A 16,118-nucleotide genomic window follows, 5' to 3' on the forward strand; every position below is an offset into this window, starting at 1 on the left:
GAGTGAGCCCGAACTCCGGTTCCCGCCCGTCCAGTGAGCCCGAACTCCGCCGGGTCCGTCCTACCCACCGGCGAGCCGTAGAGTTTGCGTCGATGTCCACCGTCACCGTGCCCGCCGCCGCACCGACCCTCGTCGTGCGGACCGTCACGGTCGACACCGACGAGCCGTTGCTCCACCTGCTCCCCCCGGGGCCGGTCGAGCAGTGCGCGTCGTGGGTGCGCCAGGGCGAGGGGCTCGTCGGCTGGGGCTCTGCGGTGTCGTGCGAGACCCGCGGGCCTTCCCGGTTCGAGGACGCACGGGAGTGGTGGTCGGCGGTCACCGCCGGCGCCGTCGTCCGCGACGAGGTGGGCACGAGCGGCTCCGGCCTCATCTGCTTCGGGTCCTTCCCCTTCGCGGACGACTCCACCGAGCCGGCGCGGCTCGTCGTCCCGGAGGTCGTCGTGGGGCGTCGCGACGGCCGGACCTTCGTCACCACCATCACCACTCGGCCGGAGCTGACCCCGCTCGAGACGCCCGGCGCCGCCGTGCCGCCCGCCCCGCCCCTGGACGTCGCCTTCGCCGACGGCGCGCTGTCGCCCACCGCCTACGCGGGTGCGGTCGCCGCCGCCGTGGGGCGCATCACCGCGGGCGAGGTGGACAAGGTCGTCCTCGCACGCGACCTCGTCGTGACGTCGGCCGAGCCGATCGATCCCCGCTGGCTGCTGCGACGGCTCGCAGACGAGTACGACAACACGTGGGTCTTCGCAGTCGCGGGGCTCGTCGGTGCCACGCCCGAGCTGCTCGTGCGGCGCGACCAGGGGCTGGTGACCAGTCGTGTGCTGGCCGGCACGATCCGCCGCACCGGTGATGACGAGAAGGACCTGGCCCTCGCCGCGTCCCTGGCCCGGTCCTCCAAGGACCTCGAGGAGCACGAGTACGCCGTCCGATCGGTCGCCGAGGCGCTCGCCCCCCACTGCTCGTCGATCAACGTGCCCGAGTCACCCTTCGTGCTGCACCTGCCCAACGTCATGCACCTCGCGACCGACGTCGCGGCCGTCGCCGCCAACGGCGCCACCGCCCTCGCGCTCGCGGCGGCGCTGCACCCCTCCGCGGCGGTGGGTGGCACCCCGACCGCCGACGCGGTGCGCATCATCGGTGAGCTGGAGCGGATGGACCGCGGTCGCTACGCCGGCCCCGTCGGCTGGATGGACGCGGCCGGCGACGGCGCGTGGGGAATCGCCTTGCGCTGCGGTGCGATTGACCTGAACGACCCACGCCAGATCCGCATCTTCGCGGGCTGCGGGATCGTCGCCGGGTCCGACCCGGAGTCGGAGGTCGCCGAGTCCGTCGCGAAGCTCGTGCCGATGCGCGATGCCTTGATGGACGCCTGACGTGACCGCCCGCCCGACGGCGACCCGGCTCGCCCAAGCGGTGCTGGGCGGCCTGTGGCTCGCCGGCGTGCGCGAGGTCGTCCTGTCCCCCGGCTCCCGCTCCGCCCCCCTCGCCATGGCTTTGTATGCCGCTGAGCGGGCTGGGGACGTGCGGCTGCACGTCCGCGTCGACGAGCGGTCGGCCGGGTTCCTCGCGCTGGGGCTCTCCCTCGGCTCCGGTGACCCGGTGGCCGTCGTGACGACATCGGGCACGGCGGTCGGCAACCTGCTGCCTGCCGTGATGGAGGCACACCACTCGGGGCGTCGGGTCATCGTGCTCAGCGCGGACCGGCCCGAGCGGCTGCGAGACACCGGCGCGAACCAGACGACCCGGCAGGCCGGCATCTTCGGCGTGTTCGCCGCGTGCCACGACTTGCCGCCGGACGCCACCGAGGCGGACATCGCCACGGCCGTGGACGCAGCCGTAGCGGCAGGCGGCCCGACCCAGCTGAACCTCCAGTTCGACGGCGACCTGCTGCCCGCCAGCGACGAGGCGGACACCTGGTGGACCCGCCCTTCCCGGTCCTCCCGCACCTCTCCTCCGAACGCCACGTTCGAGGGTGAAGGTGGTGGCGCACCACGGGGTTCGGCCACCAACACTGCGCTGAGGGGCCGGGCTCGGGCTTACCCCATGCCGGGCGCCGAGGTCCTGGGCAACGGCCCTCGTACGGTCGTCGTTGCCGGCGACGATGCCGGGCCGTCCGCGCGGCTGCTCGCCGAGGCAGGTAACTGGCCGCTCCTCGCGGAGCCGACCTCCGGTGCGCGCACCGGGCGTCAGGCGCTGCGCACGTATCGGCTGCTCCTCGCCACGGCGCTGCGCGACGAGATCGAGCGGGTCGTCGTCGTCGGGCACCCCACCCTGTCCCGGCCCGTCACCGGCCTCATCAGCGACCCCGGGCTGGAGGTCGTCGCGGTGCGAGGCAGGTCCGGCGTCGCGACCGACCCGGGACGCGTGGCCCGGCACCTCGACACCGTCCCGACCGTGGCCGCCGCCGACCCGCCGGAGTGGTTCGACCGGTGGCAGCGGGCCGACCAACGACTCGCCGCGCGCATCGACGACGCCCAGGACTGGAGTCGTCCGACCGGCTTGACGACGGCACGGACCGTGGCCGGCGCCGTGGGCCCCGGCACGACCCTCGTCGTGGGCTCGTCCAGCCCGGTGCGGGACCTCGACGTCATGGCGGCTCCCTGGCGGCCGCAGGAGCACCGCTTCGTAGTCGGCAACCGGGGACTGGCCGGGATCGACGGCATGACCTCGACCGCGGTCGGGGTGGCCCTGGGCCGACCGCAGGCCATGCGGACCCTCGCCATCATGGGCGACCTCACCTTCATCCACGACTCGAACGGGCTGCTCATCCCCCGGGGCGACCGCCGTCCGGGGCTCACGATCGTCGTCGTCAGCGACGACGGGGGCTCGATCTTCGCGACCCTCGAGCAGGGCGACCGCCGCTACGCGGCCGCGTTCGAGCGGGTCTTCGCGACCCCGCACGGCACGGACGTCGAGGCCCTCTGCCGCGCCCGGCACACGGCCTACGAGCGCGTCACCGACCTCGACCGGCTCGCGGAGGCCCTCACCGAGCGGCAGAGCGGCATCCGGGTGCTCGAGGTGCCGGTTCCCCGCGAGGACCGTCGTGAGGAGGCGGCTCGCCTGCGCCGTCTCGCGACCTCGCTCCCCCTCTGACCGCGCTCCGCGTGGCGCGGTCAGGTCGGGGCGAGGCTCAGATGGGGCGCCGCAGCGGCCAGGTCGCCTCCCCGCCGGCTTCCCGGCGGGCCGCCTCGACTAGCTCGGCGTTGTCCCGCGCCTCGCGACCGTCGGGCAGGACCAGGGTGTCCTCCAGACCGATCCGGATGGCATAGCCGGCCGTCCGGGCCCAGCGCAGGACCGGCCAGGTCCACGCGTCCTCTCCATGGACCAGCACCTGGGCGGGCAGCATGCCGAGCGCCGCGAGGATCCGCTCGACCGCCCACGTCCCGTTCGACCCGCGGCTGATCCCGGGCAGCGCCTCGACGAGGATCCGCTCGACCTGCCACGGCCAGTGCGTCGCGACGAACCGGGTCGCCGCCATCGGCGTCCAGATGCCGGCCTCGACACCGATCCCCTTGGTGAGCAGGACCCTCGCCACCTCTGACGCGCCGTCCTCGTGCCAGTTGACGCTGGCGCAGTCCGGCCCACCCAGCTCCGGGCCCGGCCACGACTCGATGAGCGCCAGCTTCTCGCGGCTCGACGCGGCGATGCCGTCCCGGGTCGTCACCGAGACGCGCACCCCCGGCGCCTGCTCGCGGATCGCACCGACCGCGGCCGACACGCCGTGCCCGTCGAGCGTCTCGAGTCCGTGCTCGTCCCGGGGGTGCACGTGCACCATGGCCGCCCCGGCGGCAGCAGCTGCGAGCGCCGCCACTCCCAGGTCGTGCGCTGTGAGCGGCAGCCGGGGATGTGCCCCCGGCCGACGGCTCCCGTTGAGACAGGCTTGGATCACAGGCGCTCCCCCTCGAGCACCCGCAGGCAGCGCACCAGACGTTCGCGCCACCACGAGGTCCGGTCCGCGGGCGCGGCGAGTGCCTCGAGCCGCTCCGAACTCACCGACGGACGCCGCACCGGCAAGGCACCGTTCCGGGGCAGCAACGGCTCGTCGCTGACGTCGTCGGTGAAGAGCCCGACCGTGCCCAGCCCGCAAGCGAACTCGAGCGACGGCAGGGCCGCTGCGAGCGCGACGCCGGCCGCGATCCCGACACTCGTGTCGAGGGCCGACGACACAACTGCCGGCAGCCCGCACGCTTCGACCACCTCGAGGGCGGCCCGCACACCGCCGAGCGGTGCCACCTTGACGACGACGATGTCGGCGGCGCCGAGCCGCGCCACCCGCAGCGGGTCGGACGCCTTCCGGATCGACTCGTCCGCGGCGATCCGCACATCGATCCCGTTCCGTGCCAAGGTTTTTCGCAGCTCGACGAGGTCGTCCACGGTCGCGCACGGCTGCTCGGCATATTCCAATCCGTATGGCGCGAGCTTCCCGAGCGCGGTCGCGGCGGTCTCGACGTCCCAGTGCCCGTTGGCGTCGACCCGGATGCGTCCGTGCGCCCCCATCGCCTCCCGCACCGCCGCAACGCGCTCGACGTCGTCGGCCACGGACTGTCCCGCCTCCGCCACCTTGACCTTGGCCGTCGTGCAGCCGTCGAACCGTGCCAGCACCTCCGGCACACGCTCCGGGCCGATCGCGGGGACCGTGGCGTTGACCGGGACGCGCTCGCGAGCACGACCCGGGTCAGCCGCATACGCCCATTCGATGCCGGCGGCAAGCCAGCGGGCGGACTCGGCGTCGTCGTACTCGACGAACGGCGCGAACTCTCCCCAGCCGCGCGGGCCCTGGAAGAGCAGCGCCTCGCGCGTCTCGATGCCACGGAAGCGCACGCGCATCGGGATCGAGACGACGTGCGCGGTGGCGAGCAGCTCGTCGGCGCTGGGCAGGTCGGTCACGGAGCCATCATGACCGACCCGGCTGGCCTCGGGTCAGCGCGAGCCCGGGAACGCCTCGTGGCGGTCGTGGGTCGGGTCGGGCGCGGTCGCGTCGTCCTGGGGCCGGCTGCCCCGACGCTCCCACCGTCGGGCGCGGCCGCAGCCGCCGAACATCCAGAAGAGCGGGAAGACGAGCCAGAAGCCGTGCCCACCGGTGGCCAGGGCGGCCGCGAGTGCGATGAGCACGATGCCGGCGACGACGGCATGGCGTGGCGTGAGCATCGAAACCTCCGTGAACGGGTGACCTGTCTCCACAGTAGGTCCGCCGTGCCGCGCGCTCCACGCCCGGATGTCAGCACCTGAAGGTGACAGATGTCAGTATGCCGCTCACCTTGCCCTCGCCCGCCGGCGCGGACCCGCTGCGGCGCGACTATGTGCTGTGTCGCCGTGCCGGTCCTCATTCGTTGACGAGGACCGCCTTCGCCTCCTTCACCGTGATGGTCGTCGGCGGCCCGGAGACCGTGACGGTGTCCGGGATCTCGTCCCAGGTCGAGCCGTCGATCGAGAAGTCCGCACCCCAGGTGGTCTGAACCCTGACGGGGTACTCGCCGCGCTTCCGGTAGGTGTGCGTGACGTCGCCGTCCGGGTAGACGCCGCCCGTGGAGGTGGTGGGCCCGAACGTGTCCCCGTCGCCGAACACGTACCTGAAGCCGACGACCTTCGGACGGATCCGCACGGTGAAGCCGAGCAGGTTCGAGGCGTCGACCTCGCCCGGCCCGAAGCCTTGCGTCGACCAGTTCACCCGGTAGAACGTCTTCAGATTCACCAACGTCACGTTGCCGGCCGGCTGAGAGGCGATCTGCGGTTTCGCCCACGGTGTGCGCATGAACTGGGCACGGATGTCCGCCATCGAGATCGTGGGCCGCGCCCCGGGCGCCACATCCGTGTGGCAGGTCAACCCGACACTGGTCCATGGCTCGACGACCTCACCGTCGAGCATCGCCCGACGCCAGATCACGGACAGCGGGCCCTTCGTATCAGGTGGGCAGGCCTTGAGCGCCGCCATGCACGAGACGTTCTCGCCGATCTGGTCAGGCTTGGCCGCCGGACAGTTCGCCAAGGTCCGGTACTCGTACACCGGCCGCTTCTCATCAGAGACAAGGACCGCCCCGCCATCGTCACCCACGAACTTCGGCAACTTCTGTACCTGCTCGCGCGACAACCCAACTTCCGCGTGAGCTTCGTCAGTCGCGCAGGACTGGAAGATGTCATTGGGGCACGGCGACGACTCCGTCGCCGCACTGGGGCTCGCCCCGAGAACAATGACGACACTCAGAAGACCAATCGTCCACCGAATCACAGTTACTTCGCCACCTGGAGCCTCTGTATCTGCCATCGCTTGTCAAAGGTCAACGTCGCCAGGAAGATCCCCTTTCCTGACTTCGTTTGATCCACCTTTTGCCCCTTCTCGTCGACGACAGGAACAGAATGCTGGGTCGTCCAAACCAGCACGGTTCGAACTGCGTCGTCATACTGCTGGACTGACACGGAGGTCGGTTCGATGGACTGACCCTTGTGATGAATTCCCCTTTGCTCGAGATCTTTGGCACCTTCATGGAACGCCTTACACATCTTGCAGTCCGCCGATGCGAGCCCCTCAAGAACTGAGGGCTCGGCCTCAGTGAACGCTTGGTTCACCTGTTTCATGTAGAAGTTTGCGAAGGCTTTCGCGCCCTCGGGGGTCTCTGGCCGGGCTTCTTTGGGGATCTTGGCCAGGACGGGGTCCTCGTTCGTCGTCGGTGACGCCGTCGTGGGCGGCACGCTGCTCGTCGGGCTCGGCGCACGCGACGAGCTCGAGCTCACCGTCGACGCCGCTCCGGTCTCGGCCGGCGCCGGATCCGCCCCCGAGCAGGCGCCCAGTGTCAGAGCGGCAGCCAGCACAGCGGCATACGGAGACATTCTGCGAGTCGCAACCATCGGCTCCCCTGTCGTAACAGAACGCATCTGCACCAAACGCTCTCACGAGCATGGCAGAACCGCACCCCGAGCGGCGGCCGCAATCCACAGGCACACGACGGCCCGGCCACCGGGGCGGCGGCCGGGCCCAAGAGCGGGTGGCTCAGTGCTGGTAGGTGCCCACGACGATCGCGCGGCCCGCCGTCTTGAAGGCGAGGTTGAAGCTCATGACGGCGTTCGAGGCCTTCTCGTCGATGCCCAGCTTGTCCTCCGTGACGGCGTGGACGACGACGTAGTAGCGGTGCACCTGGTCGCCCTCCGGCGGGGCCGCGCCCATGAAGCCCACCGTGCCCCCATCGTTGCGGAGCATGAACGCGCCCTCGGGCAGGCTCCCGCCACCCTCGGCACCGGCGCCGGTCGGCAGGGACGTGACGTCGGCCGGGATGTCGACGACGGCCCAGTGCCAAAAGCCGGACGGCGTCGGCGCGTCCGGGTCGAACATCGTCACGACGTAGCTCTTCGTCCCCTCCGGGGCGCCGGACCAGGACAGCTGGGGGCTCGTGTTGCCCTTCGCCGCGACCTGGTCGTCCTTGAGTGGCTGGCCGTCGGTGATGTCGTCACTCGTGACGGTGAACGACGCGACCTTGGGGAGGAGCTCGTAGGGGTCTGGGTGCTGCGGGCGGTCAAGACTCATACCTGCACCGTAAGGGCCGCCCCGCGTCCCCGCATCCTCCCCGCCATCCTCTTCGCCATCCGTACGGTCCGCGCACCCCGGCCGAGTCAGTGCCCCAACCGCACCTCGACCGGCCCCTCCACCGCACACGAGATCCGGTCGCGGAAGCGCTGCTGCATGGGCGGCAGGGCCTCGACCCCGAACCAGGCCACCTCGCTCGCCTCGTCGTCCCCGGGCCGCGGTTCCCCCGACACCCAGCGGCACCGGAAGGTGTGGTCCAGGTACTGGGCGCGGTCGCCGTTGACGTGCCGCACCTCGGCGCCGGCACTGACCCACACGAGCCGCTCCACCTCCGCCACGACGCAGGTCTCCTCGAGCACCTCGCGGACGGCAGCGACGTGCGGCTCCTCCCCGGGGTCGATGATCCCCGTCACGGGGGTCCACTCGCCGTTGTCGGACCGTCTCAGCAGCAGCACCTCCGGGCCGCGCTCCCCCTCGCGGAGCACCACGGCCGTGCACCCGGGCAGCCACAACAGGTCCTGGCCGATCATCGTGCGAAGGTGAGCGACATACGGCGGGATCGGCATGGTGGCGACCCTAGCGGCGCTGTCCGGCTCGTCGACGTCCAGCGCTAGGGTCGCTGCGTGAGCAGCGAGCCCGCCCAGAGCACCGTGTCCGAGATCTTCGACCCGAGCGAGTGGGACGTCGTCCCCGGCTTCGACTTCACCGACATCACGTACCACCGGCGCCGGGCCCACGAGGGCCGCCCGCGGCCGGAGTCGGGGGTCGTGCGGGTCGCGTTCAACCGGCCGGAGGTGCTCAACGCCTTCCGGCCGCACACCGTCGACGAGCTCTATCGGGCTCTCGACCACGCCCGGATGACGCCCGACGTCGGCGTCGTGCTCATCACCGGCAACGGCCCCTCCCCCAAGGACGGCAAGTGGGCCTTCTGCTCGGGCGGCGACCAGCGGATCCGCGGCCGCTCCGGCTACCAGTACGCCACCGGGGACACGGCAGAGACCGTCGACGAGGCCCGCGTCAAGGCGCAGGGCGGTCGCCTGCACATCCTCGAGGTGCAGCGCCTCATCCGCACCATGCCCAAGGTCGTCATCGCCGTCGTCAACGGCTGGGCGGCCGGCGGCGGCCACTCGCTCCACGTCGTCTGCGACCTCACCATCGCCAGCCGCGAGCACGCGCGCTTCAAGCAGACCGACGCCGACGTGGGCTCGTTCGACGGCGGCTACGGCAGCGCCTACCTCGCCAGGTCCGTCGGCCAGAAGTTCGCCCGCGAGATCTTCCACCTCGGCCGCACCTACACCGCCGAAGACATGCACCGGATGGGGGCCGTCAACATCGTGGCCGACCACGCCGACCTCGAGAAGGAGGCGCTGCAGGCCGCATCCGAGATCATGGGCAAGTCCCCGCAGGCGCAGCGGATGCTCAAGTTCGCCTTCAACCTCACCGACGACGGCCTGATGGGCCAGCAGGTCTTCGCCGGTGAGGCGACGCGGCTCGCCTACATGACCGACGAGGCCGTCGAAGGCCGCGACCAGTTCCTCGAGAAGCGCGACCCCGACTGGACGCCGTTCCCCTGGTACTACTGATCCGACGCGTTTCCGCAGGTCAGAGGCCTATTGGATGCCCAGATGTGGCAGAGATGTGGCAAGAAGTCAGATCGAGCCGTCGCGTCGGTGCCGTCGGGTAACCTGATGGCGTGTCGGTGAGCGAGTCGGAGTTCTTCGCGACAGGGATGTCCCTGCCTCCCGACGTGCGAAAGCGTGCTGCGTTGCGGCTGCTCGAATCCGTCGATCCGGACGAGGCCTTCGCCGTCGCGGCCGAGGAGTGGCTGCGCACGGGGGCGGTTGCGGCGTACGACGCGTTGCAGGCCGAACCGTCGCGTGCGATCCCGGCCGACGAGGTGCGCGCGCGTTTCGAAGCCAAGTGGGCCGCCCGTCCATGACGGGGCGGGTGGTCTACACCCCAGAGGCCGAACAGCAACTCGATCACCTGGACGACTGGATCTCCGACAAGGCGTCACCGGAAACGGCACGCGAGTTTGTCCGTGCCGTGATGGACCACTGCGAGGGGATCCTGCTGTTCCCGCTTGCGGGACGGGATCGCAGTGACATTCGCCCCGGCATGCGAACCACGACCTTCAAGAAGCGGACGCTCATCGCGTACGCCGTCGACGAATCGGGGGACGAGGTCGTCGTGAGCGTCCTCGGTGTCTTCTCAGGTGGTCAGGACTGGGAGTCGACGCTTCGAGTCTGACTCGCCAGGACCGCAGCGGCCATGCCTGACGCGGCCGCGCGGGTCTTGTCCTCGACGGTCGGCCACAGGTGGGCGTAGGTGCTCAGCGTCGTGGTCGCGGCGGCGTGCCCCATCGCCCGCTGTACGGTCACGACGTCGCAGCCGGCAGCGATGAGTCCGCTGGCGAAGTAGTGGCGCAGCTCGTGGAGCTTGAAGGCGACTCCCGCATCGGTGCGGGTGGAGCGCCAGCGGTAGTCAACGAGGTTGTCATGCCACGGCCTGTCGGCCTCGGAGAACAGCCACCGAGTCGGCTCGCCCGTCGGGGTGTGCTGGCGGACGTGCTCGGAGAGAATCGTGACCAGCTCGTCCGGGAGGTAGATCGTCCGCTCCGACTCGTACTTCGGCGGTCGGACGATCACGGTGATCCCGGCGACGGCTTCCGCGAGGTCCTTGCCTGCCGCGATGTCCGCGCCCTTGGCGCGCTGGATCTGCCGCTTGACCCGCAGCGTCCGGGCGAGGAAGTCGATGTCGCCCACCTGGACGCCGAGCACCTCGCCACGTCGGAGCCCGGCGAAGGCGCATAGCGCGACGAAGGCGGTGAAGCCTGGCCGTGACTTCGGTCGGTTGGGAGGCTCGGCAGCGTTGAGCAGCTTGGCGACGTCGGCATTGGTCGGGATGCTCATGGCGGCCTCGGCCCTGCGTTTCCGGGGCAGCACGACGCCGATGGTCGGGTCGCTCGGGATGAGCCGATCGGCAACCGCCGCGCGGAACACTCCGCGGACGATGGTGAACCTCGTGTCGATCGTGGTGGGCGCGAGGCTCGCGCTCATCTGCTTCACCCATGACTCGACGTGGGAGCGGCGAATTGCCCGCAGCGGCATCTCGCCGAAGGTCACACCGGCGACGGCGAGGTCGGCGTTCTCGCGGGTTGAGGACAGCCACACCTGCCGTGGTGACCAGTCGGCGAAGAACGCAGCGAAGGTGGTCTTCCCGGCGGCGGGGTTGACCCAGTCGCCTCGGACGACTTTGGCCTCCTCGGTGGCGACCCACCGCTTGGCGTCGATCTGCCGTGTGAACGACTTGGTGTGCTGCTTGCCGGCCTCGTCACGGTAGGCGCCGCGCCAGGCCCGGTCTTGTCTCCAAACCCAGCCCATGGCTCACCTCCGGTTCCGCGGGTTCTGGTGCCGTTCTCATCTTGCATCCCGGCTCCGACGATCCACCTTCCTCGACCTGCCTACCTGTGGACGGGCGAGGGCGTGAGCGCCGTCTGAACGGCCCGCGGGCTGGGCGGCCTCCTCGGCCAGCCACAGGATCAGGTCCGTCTTCCAGTAAGCGACGTTGCGGCCATGCCGGAAGCTGCGCGGCCCGATGCCGAGGTGGCGGTAGTAGCGCAGCGTCCCGACGGACTTTCGGACGAATACGGCGGCCTCGGGCAGGTACAGGATCTCGTCGCCTGCCTGGAGTCGGCGGGCGTACTCCTTGGCGGCGGCGCCGTCCGTGTCGGGCTGGGTCGTCATCGCGGTTCTCCTTCTCGTGTTGTGTGCCTACTTCAAGCGCTTCGCTGGTGGCGAATGGACACCGTTGGCATCCACGGTCCTCACGGGGCGCACCAATTTCCGCCCGTCCTGAGAGCGCCCGTCCTGGGACGGGCGGGGGAGGGGCGACGGGACGGACGCACGCGTTTGCGCTGGTCAGCGCCCCTCTCGAGGGGCGCCCCTCCTAAAGTCGAGAACTTCCCGAATGGCGAGACGCATCGCGCTTGCACGTGCCCAGCATGGAGGGGAGGGCGCACCAATTTCCGCCCACGGGCGAGTTGCACAACGGGGACGTGCGGGCCACGGGCGAGTATGCCGACGCGGTGTTAGTGCAGGTCGACCCCGCCCGTGGGACTCGCCCGTGGAGGGCCAGAAAGATTCTTTGTGGCGGCTACTCGCCCGTGGTCAGAAACCGATGCCAGGGCCGGTCCGGTTGGGACCAGCGGGTTCGGCTGGCTCGGTGTGCCGCCGCTCGAACTCGCGCCGGTTCTGGGCGCGGCTTTGCTCTTGGGCACGCTGCCGGGCGACGGCTTGTGCGCGGAGCTTCGCGGAGCCGTCGGGGCCGTAGCGGTCGATGGTGTCGATGGCCTGGAGGCGGGCGTGGGCGACGCCGAGGTCGGCCCGGTCTCGCCCGAGGACCTGCTCCCAGATCGCCCGCGCCTGCTCGGGGCCGTCGGCGACGAGGTGTGCGACGTTGTCGTGGCGGCCACGGGTCATGCCGACGTACGCCGATGCCGCCGACGTGGTCTCGCCCATGACCAGATGCCCTTCGGCCTTCGTGTCGCCTTGGGCGCCGTAGACGGTGGTGGCATAGGCGAGCTCGACCGACCGGTGGGCGTACCAGACCGGGACTTCGCGGGTCCGGCCTCGGTCGTTGCGCAGCCTGACCGTGTCGTCGTCGATGTTCGTGATGGTCCACGTCTGTCGGTTCGCCACGCCGAGCTGCCAGTGGTTGCGGCGGGTGGCGACACGGTCGCCGACCCCGAGCCGCTGACCTGTCTCGTTCACCACCACACGGTCATCGCTTACGAGGCCTTCGGCGACGAGCCGGTCTCGGATCGCGCCGTTGAGCACGGTGACATGCTCACGACTGTCCGCCATCAGCGCACGGTTGGTGTGCCCGGCCAGGATCGCCTCGGCTGCTTCGTGTGCGAGCGCGTGGATGCGCTCCGGTTCGCTGGCGTGGAGACGGAACTGCTTCCGGCGCCACAGGGCCTCGAACACCGACTCGCCGTCTGCGAGGTCTTCGCCCCGTCGCATCGCCAGACTGATCGCGGCGTACTCCGGGTCGGTGAACCGGTGCACGACGTCGAGAGAGACCGAAGCGTCGGGTCCGGCGTGCTGGGCGGCGAGATCGAGGACGCCGCCGCGGCCGACCGCGGGGAGTTGGTGCCGGTCACCCATGAACGCCACCCGCGCGCCCGTCACGTGGATGATCTCCAGGAGTGCGCAGGCGGTGTCCTGGTCCAGCATCCCGGCCTCGTCGACCACGAGCAGGTCACCTCGACCGAGCATGGCGCGCGGATCGAGAGGCTCGGTGTGGGTGTGGGTCCAGTGGCCGTCGTCGTCCCATCTCCAGCCCCATTGGTGGATCAGCCATGCGGCTGAGAACGACGGAGCGTCGATCTCACCTGCGGCGACTTCGGCCGCCTTCAACGTCGGTGTCACCACCATCAACCGATGCTCTTGCCGAGCCAGCCTCTCCTTCGTCACGGTGAGAGTGGTCGTCTTCCCGGCGCCGGCGGCGCCCTCGATCACGAGGAGGTGCTTCGACCCAGCGAGCGCCGCAACCGCCGCCCGCTGCGCGGGGTCAAGGGTGATCGCGGTGCGGGCGTCGAACGTGGAGTCTTGCCCACCGGCGTAGGCGAAGAGTCCGAGCAGGCGTGTGATCCGGTCCTCGACGTCGATCACCCGCGGCGAGGTCAGTGCTCTGACGTGCTCGGGTACGTCGTCGCGGTCCAACAGGAGCGTGCAGGAGGCGACTGCACGCGCGGTCAGGTCCTCGGCCAGCTCGATCCTGCCCGCGGCGCCAGCGACGAGACCGCTCTGCGCGATCCACCACTCGACCTGTCCGCGGATGTCCCCGGCGTTCCACGCCGATCGCTTCGCCGCCAGCCGCGAGAGCACCAGATCGACAGCGGAGTCGCGATCGAGCTCGCCGACCCTCGGGGAGACCACCGCCGTCTGCCGGTGTGGGTCGCGGAACCCCAGCCGGCGCAGTTCGTGGTTCCACGCTGCCACCATCGCGGCGCCGTCCTTCGGTACCACCTTGTCCGGCCGCGCCTGCGCCCAGGCTCGCCGATCCCACGCCTGCCGCAGCCGCGGGCCCGGATCCTCGCCCGGGTGTTCTGACCTCCACTCGGCTTCGAGCTGCTCGATGTTGCGGCTGATCTGTGCCGCCCTCGCGCTGAATCGCGGGGCGTACGGAGCCAGCTCGACCAGTTCTGCCGTCGCCGGGTCGAGGGTGAGCCCGTGGTCGGCCAGCGCCGCCCGGAAGCCCGGGTCGGTCGCGACGGCAGCGTGACCGATGCCGTTGAGCGCCTCCAGTTCGTCACGTGCCCCCACCGAGTGCAGCCCCCGCCACCTGCGAGCCGCGAACACACGAGCGTTGATCTGCAGATGAAGGTGCCGATGAGGATCGCCCGCGCGCGACGTGTAGTGGCGGATTGTCGCCGCCTCGATCTGCTCTACGGGCACCTGCACCTGACGGCCGCGCGGTCCCACCCGGGTCGTCGCATGCGCCGCAACCCAAGTGATGATCTGCTCGGCCGCCCGGTCCTGGGCCGCATCCAGGGCCGCCGAGACCTCGGGGTAGAGCGCCGCTGCCAGCGACCACGTCTTCGGACCGTTCACGCTCACCTCGACGAACCGCAACGCGTTCGCGTCGTCCCGGAGCCGACCCTTCGCGGCGCCGGTCTCGACGTCGTACCCGGCCACCCAACGCTCGTAGGTCTGGCCGTCGAGCTCGCCCCCATGCTTCAGGCTCACCGACTCGCTCACAACGGCGACGTACCTGGTCGCGACCCCGGAACCTTCGGCGAGGTAGTAGTCGTCTGCACGGGAGTGGTCGGCCTCCACGTAGGCGCGTGCGGCCGTGGCTGAGCCGCGGTAGAACTTCATCCCGCCGTGCATGCCGACCACCTCGATCCGTTCCCGGACGAGGCGGTCAACGAGTGCCGACAACGTCCAACAACTGCCCTTGAAATGACTCGTGGGCCGCCCGTCCGCGGGCGACCCATCTGCAGCCTTCGTAGCATGCGTGCCGACGCCTTGGGGGCCTGTCAACGGCGTGTCTGGGAGGGCTCGCCACGAGAAGTTGAACGGCCAGTAAGGGTCAGCGGCTACCGACGATCCGAGGTTTGTCGAGTGTCCTTGAGGAGAGATCCCGGGGCACAGCGACGGTGTCCTCGCTCGATGTGATCGAGCCACTGGTCGAACGTGGCCAAATGACCATGGCTCTCGCCTACGCCATATCCGTCGTCGGCTCCCGCGGCTGCCTACACCGCTCGCGGACTCGGCCACCTCGTTCAGCGAGTCCAACCGCTACGAACGGCTCTTGCTCCAACTCGACGCCATGCACTACGACGAGAGCCCGGCCCTGATACCCCTGACTGGCACCGGCGAACTCCTACGCGACCCCGAAACCGCAGTTGAACGGGTCCATCGAGCTCGGCGTCAACGGCCTTACCCTCGAGCAGTGCGCTCTCGCATCGGGATCCAGTACGGGACTTCCGGAGATGGCCGAGGTGTTGCGTGATTCAAGGCCCGTTCGTGCCTACCCGTCAGTTTGCCGTCGAGGTGCGCCAACTGCCCAGCGCCCATCCGGCCTCGACGGTCCCGGCGACGGCGAGCCCGAAGACCAGGTGCGCAATGAATCCGCGCAGATGGGTGCTGAGCGGGTAGTCGAGGTTGGCTGCGGAGAATCCGAAGGCGGGCGTGATGAGTTCGTCGGCGACGATACTCATGGCGGCACCGGTTGCGAGCCCGGCGGTTGGTGCGGACCATCCGGTCGTACGCCGCAGGAGGGGATAGAGCGGCGCCCACTGGATGGCCAGGCCGTAGTGGAATGCCAGGCTCAAGCGATCCAGCTGCTCGTCGCTGAGATCCAAGCCGGCGCGGCGGCTGAGCTGTTCTGCTGCGATCCGGTACGGCGGTCCCGGCCGTACGGCGTCCTCGCGCTCTCGGTCGGCAGCGGACTCCATGTCGTACAACTTCATGCTGACTGGTTCCATGGCCTTGGTGCCGACGTATCCCGCGGCGGCGGCCAGGACCAGGTCGAGGGCGGCCTGTCGGATGTGCATTGTTCCTCCAAAGATCGCTTGCACGGTTGTGACGGCCGCTGAGCGTCCGCGCCGGGTCATATCCGTGGTGAGCCGTTCACCGGCCTCCCCGCTGCGTCGGGCTGGTCGCGGGCCTGCCGCCGACGACTTTGTGACCGTGACAGCTGGGTGCTTGGCGACCAGCGTCCGCGATGGCGAGACTCACACACTGGGGGCACGTGAGGTTAGAGCGCTGTCACAGCATCGAGCCCAGGTCGGACCCGACGGTGGGATAGGCGGCGGTCGCGGACTTGAGTTGACGTGTGGTGAGTCCGAGCTTGATGGCCAGGCCGAGGGTGTTGATCAGCTCGCCGTACTCGGGCCCGAGCAGGTGGGCGCCGACGACCTGGTCGTTTGACCGGTCGATGAGGATCTTCGCCGCGGCGGTGGTTTCCCCGATGCGGTAGTTGGAGTACCAGCCGCTGGTGTCGTTGTACCGGACGATGAGGTCGATGCCGGTGTCGCGGGCCTCGGCCTCGAGCATCCCGACGCGGGCGAGTTCGGGGATGGTGAAGACCGCGG

The 16,118-nt window shown here is 70.1% G+C and carries 17 protein-coding genes; 5 read left to right on the forward strand and 12 right to left on the reverse strand.

Annotation, left to right across the window (positions count from 1 at the left end):
* The first annotated feature begins 92 nt into the window (after positions 1-92).
* Together N864_RS11435 and menD are read left to right on the forward strand one after the other, a co-directional pair.
* Positions 93-1,370, forward strand: a complete 1,278-nt coding sequence (locus tag N864_RS11435; protein WP_034716703.1) for an isochorismate synthase — start codon at positions 93-95, stop codon at positions 1,368-1,370.
* Position 1,371: 1 nt separating this feature from the next.
* Positions 1,372-3,090 carry a 2-succinyl-5-enolpyruvyl-6-hydroxy-3-cyclohexene-1-carboxylic-acid synthase gene (gene menD / locus N864_RS11440; RefSeq protein WP_034716706.1) on the forward strand — a complete coding sequence of 573 codons (1,719 nt, stop codon included), beginning with the start codon at positions 1,372-1,374 and terminating at the stop codon, positions 3,088-3,090.
* Between the two features lie 37 nt (positions 3,091-3,127).
* Here the strand turns inward: menD and N864_RS11445 are convergent, their stop codons facing one another.
* The 7 genes from N864_RS11445 to N864_RS11475 all read right to left on the reverse strand — a co-directional run bounded on the left by N864_RS11445 (position 3,128) and on the right by N864_RS11475 (position 8,079).
* Positions 3,128-3,886: a 3-keto-5-aminohexanoate cleavage protein gene (locus tag N864_RS11445; protein ID WP_034716708.1), complete on the reverse strand. Its 759-nt coding sequence runs from the start codon at positions 3,884-3,886 to the stop codon at positions 3,128-3,130.
* A complete protein-coding gene (locus tag N864_RS11450; RefSeq protein WP_034716711.1) occupies positions 3,883-4,884 on the reverse strand; it encodes an o-succinylbenzoate synthase in 1,002 nt (333 codons plus the stop codon). The genes N864_RS11445 and N864_RS11450 overlap by 4 nt, the downstream gene beginning before the upstream one ends.
* 33 nt (positions 4,885-4,917) lie before the next feature.
* A complete protein-coding gene (locus N864_RS11455) occupies positions 4,918-5,145 on the reverse strand; it encodes a hypothetical protein (protein WP_034716713.1) in 228 nt (75 codons plus the stop codon).
* Between the two features lie 175 nt (positions 5,146-5,320).
* Entirely contained in the window at positions 5,321-6,001 is a 681-nt protein-coding gene (locus tag N864_RS11460; protein ID WP_034716715.1) for a PKD domain-containing protein, read from the reverse strand.
* A gap of 224 nt (positions 6,002-6,225) precedes the next feature.
* Positions 6,226-6,684 (reverse strand): DUF6318 family protein, encoded by a 459-nt coding sequence (locus tag N864_RS11465; protein WP_034716717.1) that lies wholly within the window; start codon positions 6,682-6,684, stop codon positions 6,226-6,228.
* A gap of 298 nt (positions 6,685-6,982) precedes the next feature.
* Positions 6,983-7,513, reverse strand: a complete 531-nt coding sequence (locus N864_RS11470; RefSeq protein ID WP_034716720.1) for a YbhB/YbcL family Raf kinase inhibitor-like protein — start codon at positions 7,511-7,513, stop codon at positions 6,983-6,985.
* Between the two features lie 86 nt (positions 7,514-7,599).
* Positions 7,600-8,079 (reverse strand): NUDIX hydrolase, encoded by a 480-nt coding sequence (locus tag N864_RS11475; protein WP_034716722.1) that lies wholly within the window; start codon positions 8,077-8,079, stop codon positions 7,600-7,602.
* A 57-nt stretch (positions 8,080-8,136) separates the two neighbouring features.
* Between N864_RS11475 and N864_RS11480 the strand changes: the two genes are divergently transcribed.
* The 3 genes from N864_RS11480 (at position 8,137) to N864_RS11490 (ending at position 9,763) form a co-directional block, all read left to right on the forward strand.
* Entirely contained in the window at positions 8,137-9,096 is a 960-nt protein-coding gene (locus N864_RS11480; protein WP_034716724.1) for a 1,4-dihydroxy-2-naphthoyl-CoA synthase, read from the forward strand.
* 110 nt (positions 9,097-9,206) lie between these two features.
* Entirely contained in the window at positions 9,207-9,452 is a 246-nt protein-coding gene (locus N864_RS11485; RefSeq protein WP_034716726.1) for a hypothetical protein, read from the forward strand.
* Complete coding sequence (locus N864_RS11490; RefSeq protein ID WP_205620926.1) at positions 9,434-9,763, forward strand: type II toxin-antitoxin system RelE/ParE family toxin; 330 nt, start codon at positions 9,434-9,436, stop codon at positions 9,761-9,763. The genes N864_RS11485 and N864_RS11490 overlap by 19 nt, the downstream gene beginning before the upstream one ends.
* Here N864_RS11490 and N864_RS11495 read toward each other — a convergent pair.
* The 5 genes from N864_RS11495 to N864_RS11515 all read right to left on the reverse strand — a co-directional run.
* Complete coding sequence (locus N864_RS11495) at positions 9,733-10,896, reverse strand: tyrosine-type recombinase/integrase (protein ID WP_034716728.1); 1,164 nt, start codon at positions 10,894-10,896, stop codon at positions 9,733-9,735. The genes N864_RS11490 and N864_RS11495 overlap by 31 nt on opposite strands.
* Positions 10,897-10,932: 36 nt before the next feature.
* Entirely contained in the window at positions 10,933-11,259 is a 327-nt protein-coding gene (locus N864_RS25675; protein WP_034716731.1) for a hypothetical protein, read from the reverse strand.
* 423 nt (positions 11,260-11,682) lie between these two features.
* Positions 11,683-14,460 carry a MobF family relaxase gene (gene mobF, locus N864_RS11505; protein ID WP_051518482.1) on the reverse strand — a complete coding sequence of 926 codons (2,778 nt, stop codon included), beginning with the start codon at positions 14,458-14,460 and terminating at the stop codon, positions 11,683-11,685.
* Positions 14,461-15,059: 599 nt separating this feature from the next.
* A complete protein-coding gene (locus N864_RS11510) occupies positions 15,060-15,578 on the reverse strand; it encodes a hypothetical protein (protein ID WP_034716734.1) in 519 nt (172 codons plus the stop codon).
* A gap of 214 nt (positions 15,579-15,792) precedes the next feature.
* A partial coding sequence (locus N864_RS11515) for an NAD(P)/FAD-dependent oxidoreductase (protein WP_034716736.1) occupies positions 15,793-16,118 on the reverse strand: 326 nt, incomplete at its 5' end.

The sequence above is a fragment of the Intrasporangium chromatireducens Q5-1 genome (assembly GCF_000576575.1).
Lineage (GTDB): Bacteria > Actinomycetota > Actinomycetes > Actinomycetales > Dermatophilaceae > Intrasporangium_A > Intrasporangium_A chromatireducens.